Genomic DNA, 17,541 nt, shown 5'->3' with positions numbered 1-17,541 from the left:
ACGGCGCGCCCGGGGCGCGTCGGGTAGGCAAAGGAGGGCGCGATTATACCTGCCGGCCGGGGCGGCGCTCGGGCCGGCCCCTGGTAGGAGCGGCGTAAGCCGCGACCGCGGACTTCCGGCGGCCGGCGCGAGATTGGAGCTCCGCGGTCGCGGCTTACGCCGCTCCTACAAGGGCTCCGGGGTCAGCGGGTGCCGCCGGACAGCCGCAGCGGGCCTTGCGGGCCGGTCATGCGGAACGGGATCGACTCCAGGCGCATGCCGCGGTTGACCTGGACGGTGAAGTGCAGGTGCGGGCCGGTGCTGAAGCCGGTGTTGCCCGACAGGCCGATCTGCTGGCCGGCGCGCACGCGCTGGCCGGCGCGCACCATCACCCCGTCGTCGGCCTTGAGGTGGGCGTACAGGGCCATCGTGCCGTCGTCGTGGAGGATGCGTACGAAGTTGGCGCGGTCGCCGAATTTCTCCAGGCTCAGTCCGGCCTTGTCGAAGTCCGATTCCACCTGCATCACCGTGCCGTCGCGCGCGGCCAGCACCGGAGTGCCGATGTCGGCGGCGAAGTCGACGGCGTAGCGGTGTTCGGGCTCGCTGTGGCTGAAGTGGCCGCCGTAGCCCTGATCGATGCGGAACTGCTGCTGGCGCAGCGGCAGCAGGTATTCGACGTTCTGCGGCCGCGCGCGCGGGTCGCCGGGCACCGAGCGCATGCTCAGCTCGAAATCGCCGCCGCGGCTGGGGTCCTGCGCGCTCAGCACGCTGATGACCGAGCTGCCGCGCGGGTCGAGGGTGGCGCTGGTCGGCAGCAGCGGGCTGCCGATGATGTTGTTGCTGTGGTTGAAGTCCAGCCGCACCTCGATCGGCCCGGCCAGGCTGTTGTCGGCCCAGGCCAGATAGCGGTCGCCGTCCTGCTGCACGCGCAGGCGCGCGATCGAGCTGGGCTCGGAGCGGAACGGAATCACCTTCACCTCGGCCGCGCCGGCGGCGGTGGCGACCGCGTCGCTGGGCGCGCGGTCGCCGTAGTGGGTGACGCCGTTGCGGTCGGTCCAGCGGTACAGCTTGCCGGCGACGGCGCTCGTGGCGAGCAGCGCGAGCGCAGCGGCGAAGGCGAGGCGGAAGGCGGGAGAAGTGGGGCGCGGCATGGGTCGGCGACGGAAGGCGGGGGCCGGCGAAGGCGTGTTGGCGGCCATCCTAGCCGGGACGGTTCTCAGTCGAGGCAATCGGCCTGCAATTGCAGGGCGCGGGCGACGTCGCCGAGGTCGAAGGCGGTCACCGCGCGGTCGTCGTCCACGGCGTACAGCGCGCCGTAGGGGAACGCGCGCGTCGCCGCGGCGTGCAGGGCGATGCCGTCGGTGTGCGCGGTGGCTTCGCCGCGGAAGCTGCCGACCGGGCGCAGGCTGTCGCGTTCGAACACGTGGAACACGGTCTGCGGGTCGAGCTGATCGACCGCGATCCAGTAACCGGCGCCGCGCGCGCAACTCCACAGCGCCACGCCCTCGGCCTGGGCGGAGAAGCTGCCCGGCGGGACCGCGCGGCCGGTGTAGCGGCCGGCGAGGGTGTATTCGCGCAGGGTCGAGGCGCGGCGAAGGTCTTCGTCGGCGATCAGCAGGCGGTCGCCGGCGGCGTCGCCGGCGATGGATTCGACGATGCGCAGCGCGGCCGCGTCGCTGGTGTCGCCGAACGCGCCGAGATAGTCGCTGCTCATGCGCTCGGCTTCGTCGAAGCGCAGGCGGTAGCGGCGCACGCGCTGGTCGAGTTCGTTCAGCGCCGGCACCTGATCGAACTTGGCGCCGTACATGAAGTTGTCGGTGACGTAGACCTCCAGCTCGCCCGGCGCGGTTTCGTTGAGCCACAGGCCGTACGGGCTGCGCAGCTGGGCTTCGCCGAAGCTGCCCAGTGGCGCGAACTCCGGCAGGCGCAGCACTTGCACGCGGTGGTTGTCGCGCTCGGCCACGAACAGATAGTCGCCGAACACCGCCAGCCCGTTGGGCCGCTTGAACTGGCCCAGCGCTTCGCCCTTGCCGCCGAATTCGCGCAGGCGCTTGCCGCTGTCGGCGTCGTACACGGCGAGGCGGTGGGTGGACTTGGCGCTGGCGATCAGCCAGGTCGAGCCGTCGGCCGCGGGCCAGGTCGCCAGCGAATCGAGTTCGTCCTGCGCGCTGGGGTCGGAGACGAAGCGCTCGGGAATCGTGCGCGTCCACGCGGGCACCGCGCCGGTCTGGCGCGGTTCGGACTGGCGGACCGGAGCGGCGGCGCAGGCGGAGAGCAGGGCGCTGGCGAGCAGGACGGCGACGAGGCGGCTGTTCATCGGCGCAAGTGTATGCGGCGAGGGTGGCGAACGGGTGTCGGCGGCCCGGCCGGGGCCGCCGCCGACCGGGGTAAATAATAAATCGCTATATGCGGATGAAGCGATTGACACGCCTCCATACGGTCGGCAGACTGTGCCCATCCATCGAGACCGGCTGAGGGACAGGCCCTTAGAAGCCGGGGCAACCCAACGCGGCGCAAGCCGCGTGAAGGTGCCAATTCCTGCGGCCCGCCGCGTGCCCTTTGAGGCACTCAGGCGTCGGTCGGAAGATGGTTGCGAACACGCGCCCCGCAGCGCGTGCGCGACTTGCAGCTCGGTGGCCCGTTCACTTCACGGATGCCCGCCATGAGCTTCGCCCCCAACTCCGCCGTCAGCGTCGAACGCCACGATTCCTACGCCGCTTATGCCGCGTCCGCCGCGGCGTTCGAGCGCGCGCCGACCCGCCACGGCGCCGTCCGCGGCGAGCTCGCGGTCGAACTCGAGCTGCGCCACGCCGGCCGCCGCGCGCTGCGCCTGCGCTACGAAATCCAGGGCGACCGCGCCTTGCCGGCGCTGTTCGTCGCCGGCGGCATCTCCGCCCACCGCCACCTCGCGCCGAGCCGCGAGTTCGGCGAGGGCGGCTGGTGGGAAAGCCAGGTCGGCGCCGGCCGTTCGCTGGATCCGGCGCGCAACTGCCTGGTCTCGTTCGACTGGATCGGCAGCGACGGCACCCTCGACGTCGCCATCGACCCGGCCGATCAGGCCGACGCCGTCGCCGCGCTGCTCGACGCGCTGCGGATCGAGCGCCTGCAAGCCTTCGTCGGCTATTCCTACGGCGCGATGGTCGGCCTGCAGTTCGCCGCGCGCCACCCGCAGCGGCTCGACGCGCTGGTCTCGATCAGCGGCACCCACCGCGCCCATCCCTACGCCGCCGCGTGGCGCGCACTGCAACGCCGCGCGGTCGCGCTCGGCGCGCTGCAGTGCGACGAAGCCCAGGGTCTGGCGCTGGCGCGCGAACTGGCGGTGCTGAGCTACCGCACCCCGGAAGAATTCGCCGAGCGCTTCGGCGCCGCGCAAGTGGTCGACGGCCGCGTGCGCGTCGACGCCGAGGACTACCTCGACCACTGCGGCAACAAGTACGTCGCCCGCACCTCGCCGACCGCGTTCCTGCGCCTGTCGGAATCCATCGACCTGCAGCAGCTGGACCCGGCCGCGATCGCCGTGCCGGTCACCGTGGTCGCGGTCAGCGAAGACCGCCTGATCCCGCTGAGCGAGTCCTACGACCTGATCGAGCGCCTGCGCGGCGAAACCCGCCTGCGCGTGCTGCGCTCGATCTACGGCCACGACGCCTGCCTGAAAGAACAGTCCCAGATCGACACCATTCTTCGCGAAGCGTTGGCCGACTGTACGTCGGCGGCCGCCTGAGCATTCACTTTTACGGAGCGGCTGCAATGACCATCGAATCGAACCCGACCCTCGCCCGCAACGCCTGTACCGCCGCCGTGCGCGCCGGCATCGACCGCGACGCCGCCTACGGCGCGGTCACCCCGCCGATCGTGCTGTCGTCGAACTTCAGCTTCGCCGGCTTCAACGACAAGCGCCAATACGACTACACCCGCAGCGGCAACCCGACCCGCGACCTGCTCGGCGAAGCGCTGGCCGAACTCGAAGGCGGCGCGGGCGGCGTCGTCACGTCCACCGGCATGTCCGCGATCACCCTGGTGCTGCACGCCTTCCTCAAGCCGGGCGACCGCATCGTGGTGCCGCACGACGGCTACGGCGGCAGCTGGCGCCTGTTCAACGCGCTGGCCGCCAAGGGCGCGTTCGAGCTGATCACCGCCGACCTCACCGATCCGCGCTCGCTGACCGAGGCGCTGGCGAGCAACCCGGCCGTGGTCTGGATCGAAACCCCGTCCAACCCGCTGCTGCGCATCACCGACCTGCGCTTCGTGATCGAAGCCGCGCACGCCCAGGGCGCGCTGACCGTCGTCGACAACACCTTCCTGTCGCCGGCGTTGCAGCGGCCGATCGCGTTCGGCGCCGATCTGGTCGTGCATTCGACCACCAAGTACATCAACGGCCACAGCGATGTGGTCGGCGGCGCGGTCGTGGCCAAGAGCGCCGAGCATCACCAGCAGCTGACCTGGTGGGCCAACGCGCTGGGTCTGACCGGCTCGCCGTTCGACGCCTTCCTGACCCTGCGCGGCTTGCGCACGCTCGACGCGCGCCTGCGCGTGCACCAGGAAAACACCCAGGCCATCGCCGAATTGCTCGACAGCCATCCGGCGGTGCGCGTGGTGCATTACCCCGGTCTGGCGTCGCATCCGGGCCATGCGCTGGCCGCGCGCCAGCAGAAGGGCTTCGGCGCGATGCTCAGCGTCGAAATCGAAGGCGGCGAGGAAGCCGTTCGCGCCTTCGTAGATGGGCTGACCTGCTTCACCCTGGCCGAATCGCTCGGCGGCGTGGAAAGCCTCGTCGCTCACCCGGCCACCATGACCCATGCGGCGATGTCGCCGGAAGCGCGCGCCGCCGCCGGCATCGGCGACGGCCTGCTGCGCCTGTCGGTGGGCATCGAACACGTCGACGATCTGGTCGCCGATCTCCAGGCCGCCCTCGACCGCGCCAGCGCGGCGGTGGCGACGACGACGCGCGCGAAACGATGAGCGCCGTCGCCAGCGCCTTGCACGAGCACGATGCCGTCGCGCAGGCGCCGGCGCTGCGTCCCTCCCCAACGGTCGGCGCGGCGCCTGCGCGGGTGGCCTTGCTCGGCACCGGCACGGTCGGCGGCGCGGTGCTCGCGCGGCTCGGCGGTTGGCGCGGCACGCCGCTCGGCGAACGCCTGCGCCTGGTGCACGTGGCCAATTCGCGCCGGGTCGCGGCCGACGCCGCCGGCCTCGTGCCCGAGCATGCCGCCAGCGCGCTGGCCGCGTCCGATCACCACAGCTCGCTCGACCACGTGGCCGAAGCGCTGGCCGGCGGCGGCGCGCGCGTGGTGATCGACGCCACCGCCAGCGAGGCGGTCGCCGAACGCCACGCGCAGTGGTTGGCGCAGGGCATCCACGTGGTCACCGCGTGCAAGATCGGCCAGGGCACCTCGCTGGCGCGCTGGCGCGCGATCCGCGAGGCCAGCGAGCGCGGCGGCGCCGGTTACGGCGACAGCGCCACGGTCGGCGCGGGCTTGCCGCTGCTGCGCGGCTTGCGCGAACTGCAGGCCGGCGGCGACCGCATCCACGCCATCGCCGGCGTGCTGTCGGGTTCGCTGGCGTGGCTGTTCAATAATTACGACGGCATGCGCCCGTTCTCGGCCTTGGTGCGGCAGGCGCGCGACGCCGGCTACACCGAGCCGGACCCGCGCGACGATCTGTCCGGCGAAGACGTGCGGCGCAAGCTGCTGATCCTGGCGCGCGCGGCCGGCGTGGCGCTGGAGGCGGGCGAGGTCGAGGTCGCCTCGCTGGTGCCGCCGGAGCTGGCGATCCTCAGCCGCGAAGGCGTCGACGCCGCGCTGCCCGCGCTCGACGCGCCGCTGCGCGATCGCTACGCCGAGGCTTACAAGAACGGCGAGAAGCTGCGCTTCATCGCCCGCCTGGAGCGCGCCGAGGACGGCCGCGTGGTCGCCCAGGTCGGGCTGCAGTCGCTGCCGGGCGATCATCCGCTGGCCGGCGGCGCCGGCACCGACAACAAGGTCGCGATCTGGTCCGACCGCTACCGCGCCCAGCCGCTGGTGATCCAAGGCCCGGGCGCCGGCGCCGAGGTCACCGCCGCCGGCTTGCTCGACGATGTGCTGCGGCTGGCCGTGTGAACCCGCCGACTCCGTGCCCTGCCACAGCGCACGTTGCCGATCCGCCCCTGGTCACCCTTTGTTACAAACTGCGAAACGCTACGACGCGGCGGCTACATCCCGGCACCACATAATCCGCGCGGATCGGCCGACAAGCGCAATACGGTCGGCCTAGAATGCCGGCGGCCCGGCCGGAATCGTTCCGGTCGCGCCGGCACTCCGACACGGGCAGGTGGGCATGAAGAACGGCGCAGGTTGGCTGGTGGTGGTCGCATTGGCGTGCGTCGCGGGTTGCAGCCCGATGCGGCACGTGGTGGCGCCGGTGAAGCGGATGGTGCTGGATCCCAAGCGCGAGTTCGACCGCAGCCCCGAGCCGGCCGCCCCCGACTATCGCGACGCGCGCTCCTGGGCGGCGTTGCCGGACAAGCGCGACGGCGGCGACGCCACGCCGATCGGCATGCGCAACCGTCAGGCCGACGCGCCCGTGGACGTGTTCTACATCCACCCCACGACCTATTTCAGCCGCGCCGGCTGGAACCAGCCGCTGGACGACGAAGACGCCAACCGCGGCACCGAGTTCACCCTGCGCGCGCAGGCCAGCGCCTTCAACGATGTCGGCCGGATCTACGCGCCGCATTACCGGCAGATGACCCTCAACGGCTATCTGTCGGCCTCCGACGCCGACCGCGACAAGGCGCTGGATCTGGCCTACCGCGACGTGCGCGCGGCGTTCGACACCTTCCTGAGCCAGTGGTCGCACGGCCGGCCCTTCATCATCGCCGCGCACAGCCAGGGCAGCGGCCACGGCTTGCGGCTGGTGTCGGAGCTGATGTCGGACCTGTCGGCCGATCCGTCGCTGCGCAAGCGTCTGGTCGCGGCCTATCTGATCGGCGCGGCGGTGCCGCAGGACGCGTTGCAGCGCACCGTGCCGGGCGTGCCGCTATGCGCGACGCCGGAGCAAACCGGCTGCGCGGTGTTCTACAACACGGTCGAGTCCGGCGCGTTCGATGAAGGCGAGCGGCCCAAGCGTTTCGAACGGGTGCGGGTGTGGTACCCCGACGGTTTTCGCAGCGTCGAGCAACCGCGTCTGCTGTGCGTGAATCCGGTGACCTGGCGCGCCGACCGCGAATCCAGCCCGCTGTCCGCGCACCTGGGCGCGCTGCACGCCGAGCGCAACCGGCCGTTGCCGGAGCCGCAGCCGCGGCGGGTGAGCGCGCGCTGCGACGACGACGGCCTGCTGCAGACCACGCTGCCCGACGGCGAATGGCGGCAGTGGTGGTTCGGCGGCGATCAGCACGTCAACGACTATCAGCTGTTCTACATGGACATCCGCGCCAACGCGGCGCAGCGGGTGGCGGCGTTCGTCCATCGCCCCGTCGCCGCCGCTCCGGCCGTGCCGGCGTCGCGGCCCAGGGCCCGAAACAAACCGGCGCGCAGCCGCTGAGCGCGCCGCAGCGGCGCTAGACTGCCGCGATGATCGATCTCGACGCCGACATCGTCCCGGGCCGCGGCCTCGGCGGCTTCGCTTTGGGCGAGCGCGCGCTGGAACGGGTGATTGCGCTGGAAGGGCGCCATCGCGTGCTCCAACGGCCCGCGTTGGACACGCGCTACACCTGCGTGCGCATCGACGAGGCCGTGCTGCTGATCGTCGACAACCGCGATTTCGCGGTCGTCAATCTGGCCGCGCTGCCCGGCTATCGCGGCCGCTTGTTCGGCTACGTCGCCGCCGGCATGCGCTTGCGCGAACTGATCGCCGGCGCGCCCAGCGCCCTGCTCAAGGCGATGTCGCTGCGCGACGAGTTCTTGTATCTGGACCGCGAGTGCAGCGCCGGATTCCGGCTGCCGCCGCAGTACGAGGATGTCGCCGACCGGGTCGAGGATCTGCCCGAGGAACTGGCGCTGGACGAGCTGTACGTGCTGCCGCCGCAGATGCGGCGCGTGCCCGGCCGCGACGGCAAGCCGGTGTGGCGGCCGGTGGAGTGAGCCGCGCCGCGCGGCGTGCGTCGTCGCCGCAGCGCGGAATCGCCGAATCGCAAAAACGAAATCGGAGCGCCGATCGGGGGGATGACCGGCGCTCCGCTGCAGATCGCCTCGGCGTATCGCTCGCCGCGACTTTGCAAAAGTTGGACTTGGAAACGGCTCTGAAGCGTGTGGGACGAAGACGGTGGGGGAGGGCGGAGCGCCCTCACCCCGATCCCGAACGCATAGCGTTCGGGGCGGCGCGAGCCCGCGGCTCGCCGATGCCGCCCCTCACCCCGCAGGCGGGGGAGGGGCTTTCACGATGGAAACCCAACTCAGCCGGGAATCACTTCAGCCCGTCGTTGATCGCGGCCGCCAAGCTGCCGGTCGCGTCGTCGCCGCTGAACTCCCAGAAGAACGCGCCGCCGAGGTTCTGGGTCTTGACGTACTGCATCTTCTCGCCGATCAGCTGCGGCGTGTCGTAGCTCCAGAAGGTGCTGCCGTCGTACTTCCAGGTGGCGCGGGCGTTGGCGTCGGTGTAGATCGTGCCCGGCTTGTTCTTGAGCACCTTGTAGTCCTCGATGCCGGCCTCGTACGTGCCCGGCGCCGCGGTGCCGCTCTGATACAGACCGTTGGCGACGTTCTGCACGCCGGTCCAGCCGCGGCCGTAGAAACCGATGCCCAGGTTGAGCTTGGACGCCGGCACGCCGCGCGACAGGAAGGCCTCGATCGCGTCGTTGGAGTTGTAGAACTTCTGATCGCCGGTGGACGGATCGTTCGGCGAGGCGAACAGCGCGGAGTGATGGCCGGTCTTCGGATCCCACGCGCCGTGGAAGTCGTAGGTCATCACGTTGATGTAATCCAGGTACTGGTGGTACGCGCCCGGATCGGTCACGCGGATCTTGTCGACGCCGGCGCCGACCGCGACGGTGAGCAACAGGCCCGGACGCACCGCATCGAGCTGGCGGCGGAACTCGGCCATCAGCGCGGTGAAGTTGGCGTTGTCTTCCGGCTTGCCGCACTCGATGCCGCAGGCCACCGGGTATTCCCAGTCGATGTCGATGCCGTCGAACACGCCCGCCGCCGCGCCCGCGCCGCCGGCGCCGTCGGTGACCGGCAGGTTGCCCTTGATGTAGGCATCGACGCACGACGCCACGAAGGCCTGACGGTTCTCCGGGCGCGCCGCGCTGGAGAAGCCGCGCGACCAGGTCCAGCCGCCCAGCGAGATCAGCACCTTCAGGCCCGGGTACTTGGCCTTGAGCTGCTTGAGCTGGTTCCAGTTGCCGCGCAGCGGCTGATCCCAGGTGTCGGACGCGCCGCTGACGCTCTCGCCGGCCTGGAACGACTTGGTGTAATCGGCGAACGCGTCGCCGCCGGCGCCGGTGTTCGGGTCGGATGGGATGGTCAGGCCGACTTCGCAACGGTTGTTGCGCACGTTGCCGAAGGCGTAGTTGATGTGGGTGATCTTCGCCGCCGAACCGGAGGTGTCGATGTTCTTGACCCGATAGTTGCGGCCGTAGATGCCCCACTGGGCGAAGTAGCCCATGCGGAACTTGTTGCCGCCCGGGCCGCCCGGCTTGGTCGTGGCGCTGATCGAGGCGCTCTGCGCCGAGGCGTTGCCGGCGTTGTCGCGCGCGCGCACGGTGAAGCTGTAGCTGGTGCTCGGGCTCAGGCCGGAGACGGTGAAGGTGGTCGTGGTCGGCGAGCCGGCGAGGCTGCCGTTGCGGTACACGTCGTAGCCGGCCACGCCGCTGCCGCCGGCGTTGTCGGTGGACGCGTTCCAGCTCAGCGCGACGCTGCTGGCGGTCTGCGAGGGCGAGGCGAGGCCGCCCGGCACGCTCGGCGGCGTGGTGTCGCTCGAGCCGCCGCTGACGGTGATGCTGACTGCGGCGGACGTCGTGGTCGCGTTCTGGTTGTCCTTGGCCACCGCGGTGAAGCTGTGGCTGCCGGCGGTGGCGTTGTTCCAGGTCACCGCGTACGGCGCGGTGGTGTCGACGCCGAGCGACACGCTGCCGCGGAAGAATTCGACGCTGGCGACCGATCCGTCGCTGTCGGCGGCGTTGGCGCTGACGGCGATGTTGGCGCCGGCGTTGTAGGTGGCGCCGTTGCTCGGCGCGGTCAGGCTCACCGTCGGCGGCTGGTTGACCGGGCCGGTGCTGCACACGCCCAGGTCGGCGTAGTAGTTGCAGCTCGGGCAATAGGTCGGCGGCGTGTTCCAGATCGGCCCGTTGGCCTGATACAGATGGTTCTGGTAGGTCAGCTTGTCGCCGGCGGCGTAGATGGTGGAGGCGTTCCAGGCGGGAACGCCGGTGCAGGCGGCTTGCGCCCAGGCCGTCGACATCGACGACGCGGCGAGCATGCCCGTCAGCAACAGCAGGTTGGCGGACCGTGCGTGTCTCATGGTGCTTCCTCTCTCCCGATGCATAGTCAAGACTTCGCCGGCCGCGCGCGGCCGACGGCGATTTCCCGCCCGTGTCGAAGGAAGGTCGTCGAACCTTCCGGATCTGCATGGGAGGCTCGGGCCTCCTCGTCGATCGGCGTCGTCGCGCCGTCGTGGTGTGTTGCGGTGGTGCGCTTTCATGGCGCGCCGCCGCCCGAAGCGGCCGGGCCGGTGCGATAGGCCGGCCGCGCGCGAGATTCCGTGTTGCGGGTGTTCCGGGCCGACGCGGCGAGGCCGCGGCGGCGTGTCGTGTTGCGCGTGCCCTCCCTCCGGCGACCGCGGCGGCGAACCGGTGGGCTCGCCGTTCGGATGGGGAAACTGGCCGCGCGTGACAACGTTGTCAACCAATGACCTGAGGCTTTGCGCGCTGGTTCACAGAACCTCGTGACAACGTTTGCGCGAATGGGCGCCGATTGCTGCGGCGCAGCGCGCGCCGGCGCTGAATGACTTTCAAAAACAGTGACTTGGGTCGATGTCCAATGGACAGGGAGGTCGGCTTGCGAGTCAAAACGGCGTCACGGGAACAGGAACGCAGTGAAGCGGAACGAGGAACGAGTGGAAGCCGCGGCTCCCGACTCGTTCCTCGTTCCGCTTCACTACGTTCTTCAGCTCCTCAACCCCTCAGTCCGCGCGCAACGCCTCGAGCAGCGCGGCTTCGAAACGCTCCGGCGCTTCCACCTGCGGCGAATGGCCGAGGTCGTCGAACGCCACCAGCGTCGCGCCGGGGATCGCGCGCGCGGCGGCGCGGCCGAGTTCGGGATACAGGCCGAGCTTGGCCTTGAGCGCGTCGTCGGCGAGATCGCGATTGATCGCGGTGCGGTCGCGCTGGCCGACGAACAGCGTGGTCGGCACGCGCAGGCGCGCGAACTCGTGCACGACCGGTTGGGTGAACACCATCTCCGAGGTCAGCGCCTGATTCCAAGCCACGCGTTCGCGCCCCGGCCCGGCGTAGAGGCCGGCGAGCATGTCGACCCAGCGCTGGTACTCCGGCTTCCACTGCCCGCCGTAATAGACCGCTTGCTGGTACGTGCGGATCGTCGTCGCCGTGGTCTTGAGTTCGCGCGCGTAGTTCTCGTCCACGCTGCGCCACGGCACGCCGAGCGCTTTCCAATCCTCCAGGCCGATGGGGTTGACCATCAGCAGCCGCTGGGTGGAGTGCGGGTACATCAACGCGTAGCGCGCGGCGAGCATGCCGCCCATCGAATGCCCGACGACGATCGCGCGCTCGATGCCGAGCGAGGCGAGCAGCGCATGGGTGTTGGCGGCCAGCTCGTGCAGGCTGTACTGATGATGGGCGGGCTTGCTGGATTTGCAGAAGCCAAGCTGATCCGGCGCGATCACCCGGTAACCGGCCCCGCGCAGCGCGGCGATGGCCGATTCCCAGGTCGCCGCGCAGAAGTTCTTGCCGTGCAGCAGCACCACGGTGCGGCCGTTGCCGCGTTCGGGGCGTACGTCGAGGTAGGCCATCTGCACCGGCTCGCCTTGCGAGTCGAAGCGGTAGCGCTGCACGGGGTAGGGGTAGTCGAAGCCTTCCAGTTCGGCGCCGTAGCGCGGCGCGTCGGCGGGCTCGGCCGCGGATACGGCGATGGGCGACAGCGCGATGCACAGCGGCGCGACGCGCAGCCATGCGGCGAACAGCGAACGGATCGGCGGCGCGGCGGTCGGGCGCATGGCGGAGCCTCGGCGGTCGTGACGGGTCGCTTCATCCTAGGCCAGCGCGTAGCCCGCCGCTGTGCCGCGCCCGGCGCTATAGTCCGGGCGCGCCGACGACCCAGGCGCGCGACCGGGGACTGGAACGATGGATCGAGGCAAGGCGATGCGCGTTGTGCTGGCGGCGTGTTGGGGCTGCGCCGCGTTCGCGGCGACGGCGGACGAACGTCCGCCGGTATTGGTGGACATGCCGGCCTGCGAGCACCGCAAACTCGGCGTGGTGAGCATCGAAGCCGGCACCCGGGTCAGTGAGGCGTCGTTGGACAAGAGCCCGCCGGCGGTGCATTACGGCCGCGCGTTCGCGCGCCTGGCCGACGCGGCCGCGGCCCAGGGCGCCAACGCGGTGGTGCTGCGCGGCCATCGCGCGACGTTCTACACGCCGCCGGGCTTGGAAAAACCCAAGGTGGTGCATGTGCGCCTCAACGGCGCGGCGATCCGGATCGAGGGCGATCCGGCCGCGTGCGCGCTGGTGGTGGCCGATCCGCTGCGCTACAAGCGCGAAAGCGATGCGCCGGGCGTCGTCCAGACCACCGCGGCGCAAGCTTACAGCGAGGAATGAACGCGCAGATCCGCGTTGAGACCGCGCCGCGCGCGGCTCAATGGCGGGCCGGCGCCGCGTCGCGCAGCGTTCGCACCGATGCCGGATCGACCGCCGCGTTCTGCCCGCCGTAGCGCGCGCGCAGCCATTGCGCGAGTTCGGCCACGTCGCGATCGCTCAACTGATCGGCGAAGCCCGGCATCTCCTGCATCCGCTCCAACCCCGGCAAATCGTGCTCGGGCAATCCGTCGAGGATGGCGACGACGAGGTTGTGCGGGTTCGCATCGCGCACGCTGCTGTTGCCGTTCAAGGCCGGCGCCACGTGCGGCACGCCTTGGCCGTCGCGGCCGTGGCAGCCGGCGCACAGCGCGAAGTAGCGCGATTGCGCGGGCGCGCCGTCGCCGCCGGCGTTCGCGGCCAGGGCCGCCGGCGCGGGCGGTGTGTCGCCGAGCAGATAAGTCGCGATGGCGCCGATGTCGTCCTCGTTGAGCCGGCTCGTCGACAGGTTCACCACCTTGAGCATCTCGTCGGACGCCACCGCGTGCGCGGCGAGGCCGCGGCTCAGGTAAGCCTGCAGGTTGGTTCGATCCCAACCGCGTTGCGCCAAGCCTTGCGGGGTCAGATCCGGCGCGGCGACGCGGCCGAGCGCGTCGTTGCCGGCTAGCGGCCGCGAACGGTCCACCTGTCCGAGCCAACCGCGCGGGCTGTGGCATTCGCCGCAATGGCCCAGCGTTTCGACCAAGTATTCGCCGCGTCGCCACGGCGGCGATTGCCCCTGCGAGGCCGGCCGCGCCTGCGCGCCGGCGAACAACAGGTTCCAGGCGTTGATGCCGGTGCGGACGTTGAACGGAAAGCCGACGCCGTTGGCGAGGTTGTCCTGCGCCACCGCCGGCCGCGTCATCAAGTAAGCGTAGATCGCGTCGCTGTCCTCGCGCGCGATGGTCTTGTACGAAACGTAAGGCATCGCCGGGTACAGCTGATGCCCGTCGCGCGCTTCGCCGCGGGTGATGGCGTGGAAGAAATCGTCGGCGCTGTAGCGGCCGATGCCGTGTTCCGCATCGGGGGTGATGTTGGTGCCGTGGATGACGCCGAACGGCGAGGCCAGCGGCACGCCGCCGGCGAACGGCGCGCCGCCGTCGGCGGTGTGGCAGGCGGCGCAGTCGGCGGCGGCGACGAGGTAGCGGCCGCGTTCGATCTGCGCGGGCGTAGCCGTCACCTGCACCGCGGGGCCGCGGCGATACCACCAGCCCAGCAGCGCATCCAGCGCGAACCAGATCAGCGCGATCAGCAGCGCCCACAGGATCAGGCGTTTCCAGCGGCGCTTTCTCATCGCGGCGTCTCCGCTTGCTTGCGCAGCCGCACCGTCGGCAGCTTGAGCACCAGTTCCTCGACCGCTTGGTAATAGCGCACGTAGCCGGTGCAGCGGCACAGATGCGGGTTCAGCGCTTCCAGCACCAGCGCCTGCACTTCATCGCGGTCGTACTCGCGCGCCGGCTGCTTGCCCAGGCGTTCGAGCAACACCGTGGCGGCGTTGACGAAGCCCGGCGTGCAATAGCCGCACTGGAAGCTGAAGTGATCGAGGAACGCCTGCTGCACCGCCGAGAGTTCCAGCAACTCGCCTTCGGCGCCGCGCTTGGCGTGGCCCTCGACGGTGCGGATCGGCTTGCCTTCGAAGTAATGCGCGCCGGTGATGCAACTGCGCACCTCGCGCGGGCCGTGTTCGTCGTCGACCACCACCGTGCACGCGCGGCACACGCCCTGGCCGCAGCCGAAGCGGGTGCCGGTGAGGCCGAGGTATTCGTGCAGCACGTCGACCAGCATCATGTCGTCGGGCACGTCGATGGGGCCGTAGCGGCGGCCGTTGATCTGCAGCGTCAGCGGACGCAGGCGCAGGCTGCTCTGGCTCATGCGTGGGCCTCCCGCGCGCGCGGCGCGGTCTCGGCGGCCGCGAGCGCGGCCAGCACTTTGTCGGGCGTGATCGGCAACTCGCGCAGGCGCAGGCCGGTGGCGTGGGTCACAGCGTTGGCGATGGCCGGCACGACCGCGATCATCACCACCTCGGCGATGCCCTTGGGCGCGTCGGACGGCGACAACGGCGGCAGAATGTCGCCGCTCTGCGCCCACACCGCGACGTCGCGCGCGCGCGGCAGGGTGTAGCGGTTGAAATTCCAGGTGCCGTCGCCCGGTCCGTCTTCGTACAGCGGCAGGAATTCGTGCAGCGCATGGCCGATGCCCATCGCCAAGCCGCCCTGCAATTGGCTCGAGACCAACTCGGGGACGATGGGCGTGCCGCATTCGAGAATCGAATGGTGGTCGAGCAGTTCGACCTGCCCGGTGGCGGTATCGACCGCGACTTCGGCGATCGTGCCGATGGCGGCGTAGTAGGTGACGCCGGCGTTGTTGCGCTGGGTCGGCGGATAGTGCGCGCGGCTGCGTTCGATCATGCGGTAGCCGTCGGCGGTCGGCGTGCCGGCGCCTCCGCGGCTGCCGTCGCCCCAGCGCAGCGCGAGGCCGTCCAACGGCAGGCGCGCGTCGTCGCCGGACAGCGGGAATTCGGCTTCGGCCCATTGCCAGCGGTTGAAGCTGTGCACGGTCGCGCCGGTGGCCAAGCCCAACTCGAAGGCCTTGGCCGCGAGCTGTTCCAAGGTCAGCGGGGCCAAACCGCCCGCGCTGAGTTTGCCTTCGACCCAGCGCGCGTCCTCGCGCCGCACCGCCAGCGGCGCCAACTGGCCGCCGCCGAAACCCGCGCTCCACAGCGCCAGCGCCGCCGGCCACAGCCCTTGGGTGAACACCAGCCGCGCCGCTTCGCGGGTGGCGTGGCTGAAGAAATAGGCCGAGTTGCTGGCGCTGGACGGGCTGGTGTAGTTCGGCGTCCAGCGCGGATCGCCGACGTGCGCGTCCTGGGTCGCCTGCGACATCAGCCAGGTGTCGTCGGTGGCGCGCATCGGCAGCGCGGCCCAATCGGTTTCGCCGGTCAGCACTTCGTCGGCGGGACGGCCTAACCACTGCGCGCAGACCACGGCCTGACTGGTCGCCATGCCGGTGCCCATCTCGATGCCGATATGGCGCAGGCGGATGCGGCCCTGCGGCGTCAGCGCGACTTCGGCGAACGCCGCTTCGCCGCCGGTGCCGTAATCCTTCTGCACGCAGCCGTAGCCGACGCCGTAACGCTTGCCCGGATGCGCGGCTTCGTACTCGCGCTTGCGTTGCTCGCGCTGCGTCCACAGCGGATGCTCGCGCGATTTGCGCAGCACCTCGTCGGCGCGCTGGGCGCCGGCGGGGATCGCGCCCTGGGTATTCTTCATGCCGGTGGCGAACACGTTGCGCAGGCGCAGCTCGATCGGATCGAGCTTGAGTTCGGCGGCGATCTCGTCGATCAGCATTTCGGTCGCGCCCATGCTCTGCAAGGTGCCGTAGCCGCGCGCCGAGCCGGCGTCGAGCGCGCGCGAGGCGATCACCGTGCTGCTCAGATCGCTGCGCGGGAAATAGTAGATCGACTGCGCCGCGGTCGCCGCGACCAGACACACCGAAGGCGAGAAATTCATCCGCCCGCCGCCGTCGCCGGTCATGCGTCCGTGAAAAATCTCGAACTTGCCGCTGGCGCGGTCGGCCTGCAGCCGGTAGCGCATGCGGAAGCTGTGGCGCTTGAGGCTGGACTGGAATTGCTCGTAGCGGTCGTTGGCCAAGCGCACCGGACGGCCGTTGCCGTATAGCGCGGCCATCAGCGCGACGAACGGGAACGGGTTGTGGTCCTTGGAGCCGTAGCCGACCGTGTAGCAAGGATGCAGCACCAAACGCTTCACGCCGAAGCGGGTCGCGGCGAGCATGCGCGCGCCGTCCTCGGCGATTTCGTTCGGCGATTGGGTGGCGCTGACCAGGTGCACGGTGCCGGTGGCGGCGTCGAACCAACCGTTGGCGTTGTCCAGTTCCATCGCCGCGGTGTCGATGGACTGCGAGAAGAATTCGCGTTCGATCACCAGCTTGCCCGGCGCGGGCGCGGCGAGTTCGGTCTCCATCGCATCGGCGTGGGCCACGCCTTGCGCATCGAGCTTGCCGCCGGCGTCGCCTTTGACCCACTCGGGGTTCTGCTTGCGATAACCGGTTGGGAACAGCACCGTGTCCTTGTAGCTGGAATAGACATCGTCGGCGTAAGCGTCGCTGCCGCCGACGCGCACGTAGCGGAACGTCGCCCACGGCGGCCGTTCGACCGGGCCGGTGGCCTCGCCCCAGCGGATCAGTTCGGGGCGGAACTTGAGCCGGCTCTTGGCCGCGCGGAAGCGGGCGAAATCGTTCCAGATCAGCAGCGCCACGGCGTGGCCGAGATAGGCCGGCGTCTTGCCGGGCGGCAGCAGCGGGTCTTCGCCGTAGAACGCGGGGAAGGCGACGCCGTCGCGGGCGAGGTCTTCGGCGGTGACGATGCGGTCGGGCTGCAGGTCGGCCGGCAGCGAGGACAGATCGAAGCCCTGGTAGACGCGGTCGGCCAAGGTCGCGCGCAGCAGCATCGCGTGGGCTTGTTCGCGCGGCCAGCCGGGCAGGTCGCGCGAGCGCAGGTCGATGCTGAAGACTTTTTCACCGCTGACCTTGGCGGTGGCGTCGGTGCGGTAGCGGATGCGGCCGGTGGCCGGATCCCAGGGCATCGGCCGCAGCCGTTCCTTCTCGAACAAGGCGGCGAGCGCGGCGCTGCCGGGCGCGGCGACGTACACGCCGATGCCCGCGATCACGCTGCACTTGAGGAAGTCGCGGCGGCTGAGGCGGGCTGGCATGGACGGCTGGCTCCGGCGGGCTCCGGGCCATAGTAAGCGCATGGTGCAGGGCAAAATGCGGTGAAGTCCGCGTGCGGG

Annotated in this window: 13 protein-coding genes and 1 riboswitch; of the genes, 6 read left to right on the top strand and 7 right to left on the bottom strand. The window is 70.5% G+C overall.

Annotated elements, in window-relative coordinates:
* Window positions 1-182: 182 nt before the first annotated feature.
* Window positions 183-1,130 carry a M23 family metallopeptidase gene (locus J5226_RS23875; RefSeq protein WP_215837522.1) on the bottom strand — a complete coding sequence of 316 codons (948 nt, stop codon included), beginning with the start codon at window positions 1,128-1,130 and terminating at the stop codon, window positions 183-185.
* A gap of 65 nt (window positions 1,131-1,195) precedes the next feature.
* Window positions 1,196-2,296: a phytase gene (locus J5226_RS23870; RefSeq protein ID WP_215837520.1), complete on the bottom strand. Its 1,101-nt coding sequence runs from the start codon at window positions 2,294-2,296 to the stop codon at window positions 1,196-1,198.
* Between the two features lie 138 nt (window positions 2,297-2,434).
* A riboswitch (SAM riboswitch) is annotated at window positions 2,435-2,572 on the top strand.
* Window positions 2,573-2,641: 69 nt separating this feature from the next.
* On the opposite strand from J5226_RS23870, the gene J5226_RS23865 reads away from it, so the two are divergent.
* The 5 genes from J5226_RS23865 to J5226_RS23845 all read left to right on the top strand — a co-directional run bounded on the left by J5226_RS23865 (window position 2,642) and on the right by J5226_RS23845 (window position 8,036).
* Window positions 2,642-3,700 carry a homoserine O-succinyltransferase gene (locus J5226_RS23865; protein WP_215837518.1) on the top strand — a complete coding sequence of 353 codons (1,059 nt, stop codon included), beginning with the start codon at window positions 2,642-2,644 and terminating at the stop codon, window positions 3,698-3,700.
* Between the two features lie 26 nt (window positions 3,701-3,726).
* A complete protein-coding gene (locus J5226_RS23860) occupies window positions 3,727-4,938 on the top strand; it encodes an O-succinylhomoserine (thiol)-lyase (RefSeq protein ID WP_215837517.1) in 1,212 nt (403 codons plus the stop codon).
* Window positions 4,935-6,074 carry a homoserine dehydrogenase gene (locus tag J5226_RS23855; RefSeq protein ID WP_215837516.1) on the top strand — a complete coding sequence of 380 codons (1,140 nt, stop codon included), beginning with the start codon at window positions 4,935-4,937 and terminating at the stop codon, window positions 6,072-6,074. The genes J5226_RS23860 and J5226_RS23855 overlap by 4 nt, the downstream gene beginning before the upstream one ends.
* Before the next feature lie 217 nt (window positions 6,075-6,291).
* Window positions 6,292-7,497 carry a DUF3089 domain-containing protein gene (locus J5226_RS23850; RefSeq protein WP_215837515.1) on the top strand — a complete coding sequence of 402 codons (1,206 nt, stop codon included), beginning with the start codon at window positions 6,292-6,294 and terminating at the stop codon, window positions 7,495-7,497.
* A 29-nt stretch (window positions 7,498-7,526) separates the two neighbouring features.
* Window positions 7,527-8,036, top strand: a complete 510-nt coding sequence (locus tag J5226_RS23845) for a hypothetical protein (RefSeq protein ID WP_215837514.1) — start codon at window positions 7,527-7,529, stop codon at window positions 8,034-8,036.
* Window positions 8,037-8,358: 322 nt separating this feature from the next.
* Here the strand turns inward: J5226_RS23845 and J5226_RS25595 are convergent, their stop codons facing one another.
* Both J5226_RS25595 and J5226_RS23835 read right to left on the bottom strand, forming a co-directional pair.
* Window positions 8,359-10,371, bottom strand: coding sequence for a glycosyl hydrolase family 18 protein (locus tag J5226_RS25595; RefSeq protein WP_345778208.1), 2,013 nt, complete (start codon window positions 10,369-10,371; stop codon window positions 8,359-8,361).
* 702 nt (window positions 10,372-11,073) lie between these two features.
* Window positions 11,074-12,075 carry an alpha/beta hydrolase gene (locus J5226_RS23835; RefSeq protein WP_255323138.1) on the bottom strand — a complete coding sequence of 334 codons (1,002 nt, stop codon included), beginning with the start codon at window positions 12,073-12,075 and terminating at the stop codon, window positions 11,074-11,076.
* Between the two features lie 193 nt (window positions 12,076-12,268).
* Between J5226_RS23835 and J5226_RS23830 the strand changes: the two genes are divergently transcribed.
* Window positions 12,269-12,721 carry a hypothetical protein gene (locus J5226_RS23830; RefSeq protein ID WP_215837512.1) on the top strand — a complete coding sequence of 151 codons (453 nt, stop codon included), beginning with the start codon at window positions 12,269-12,271 and terminating at the stop codon, window positions 12,719-12,721.
* Between the two features lie 37 nt (window positions 12,722-12,758).
* Here J5226_RS23830 and J5226_RS23825 read toward each other — a convergent pair whose 3' ends face one another.
* The 3 genes from J5226_RS23825 to J5226_RS23815 are packed head-to-tail and all read right to left on the bottom strand — an operon-like array spanning window position 12,759 to window position 17,463.
* Window positions 12,759-14,030 (bottom strand): c-type cytochrome, encoded by a 1,272-nt coding sequence (locus J5226_RS23825; protein ID WP_215837511.1) that lies wholly within the window; start codon window positions 14,028-14,030, stop codon window positions 12,759-12,761.
* Window positions 14,027-14,608: a (2Fe-2S)-binding protein gene (locus tag J5226_RS23820; RefSeq protein WP_215837510.1), complete on the bottom strand. Its 582-nt coding sequence runs from the start codon at window positions 14,606-14,608 to the stop codon at window positions 14,027-14,029. The genes J5226_RS23825 and J5226_RS23820 overlap by 4 nt, the downstream gene beginning before the upstream one ends.
* Window positions 14,605-17,463, bottom strand: coding sequence for a molybdopterin cofactor-binding domain-containing protein (locus J5226_RS23815; RefSeq protein ID WP_215837509.1), 2,859 nt, complete (start codon window positions 17,461-17,463; stop codon window positions 14,605-14,607). The genes J5226_RS23820 and J5226_RS23815 overlap by 4 nt, the downstream gene beginning before the upstream one ends.
* Between the last annotated feature and the right edge of the window lie 78 nt (window positions 17,464-17,541).

Origin of the sequence: Lysobacter sp. K5869 (assembly GCF_018847975.1) — a bacterium.
Classification (GTDB): domain Bacteria; phylum Pseudomonadota; class Gammaproteobacteria; order Xanthomonadales; family Xanthomonadaceae; genus Lysobacter.
This window is presented reverse-complemented; position numbering and strand designations above follow the sequence as displayed.

Excerpts from the sequence above, each read along its gene's own strand:
- J5226_RS23875 (WP_215837522.1), bottom strand. The coding sequence starts at position 1,130 with ATGCCGCGCCCCACTTCTCCCGCCTTCCGCCTCGCCTTCGCCGCTGCG.
- J5226_RS23870 (WP_215837520.1), bottom strand. The coding sequence starts at position 2,296 with ATGAACAGCCGCCTCGTCGCCGTCCTGCTCGCCAGCGCCCTGCTCTCC.
- J5226_RS23865 (WP_215837518.1), top strand. The coding sequence starts at position 2,642 with ATGAGCTTCGCCCCCAACTCCGCCGTCAGCGTCGAACGCCACGATTCC.
- J5226_RS23860 (WP_215837517.1), top strand. The coding sequence starts at position 3,727 with ATGACCATCGAATCGAACCCGACCCTCGCCCGCAACGCCTGTACCGCC.
- J5226_RS23855 (WP_215837516.1), top strand. The coding sequence starts at position 4,935 with ATGAGCGCCGTCGCCAGCGCCTTGCACGAGCACGATGCCGTCGCGCAG.
- J5226_RS23850 (WP_215837515.1), top strand. The coding sequence starts at position 6,292 with ATGAAGAACGGCGCAGGTTGGCTGGTGGTGGTCGCATTGGCGTGCGTC.
- J5226_RS23845 (WP_215837514.1), top strand. The coding sequence starts at position 7,527 with ATGATCGATCTCGACGCCGACATCGTCCCGGGCCGCGGCCTCGGCGGC.
- J5226_RS25595 (WP_345778208.1), bottom strand. The coding sequence starts at position 10,371 with ATGCTCGCCGCGTCGTCGATGTCGACGGCCTGGGCGCAAGCCGCCTGC.
- J5226_RS23830 (WP_215837512.1), top strand. The coding sequence starts at position 12,269 with ATGCGCGTTGTGCTGGCGGCGTGTTGGGGCTGCGCCGCGTTCGCGGCG.
- J5226_RS23825 (WP_215837511.1), bottom strand. The coding sequence starts at position 14,030 with ATGAGAAAGCGCCGCTGGAAACGCCTGATCCTGTGGGCGCTGCTGATC.
- J5226_RS23820 (WP_215837510.1), bottom strand. The coding sequence starts at position 14,608 with ATGAGCCAGAGCAGCCTGCGCCTGCGTCCGCTGACGCTGCAGATCAAC.
- J5226_RS23815 (WP_215837509.1), bottom strand. The coding sequence starts at position 17,463 with ATGCCAGCCCGCCTCAGCCGCCGCGACTTCCTCAAGTGCAGCGTGATC.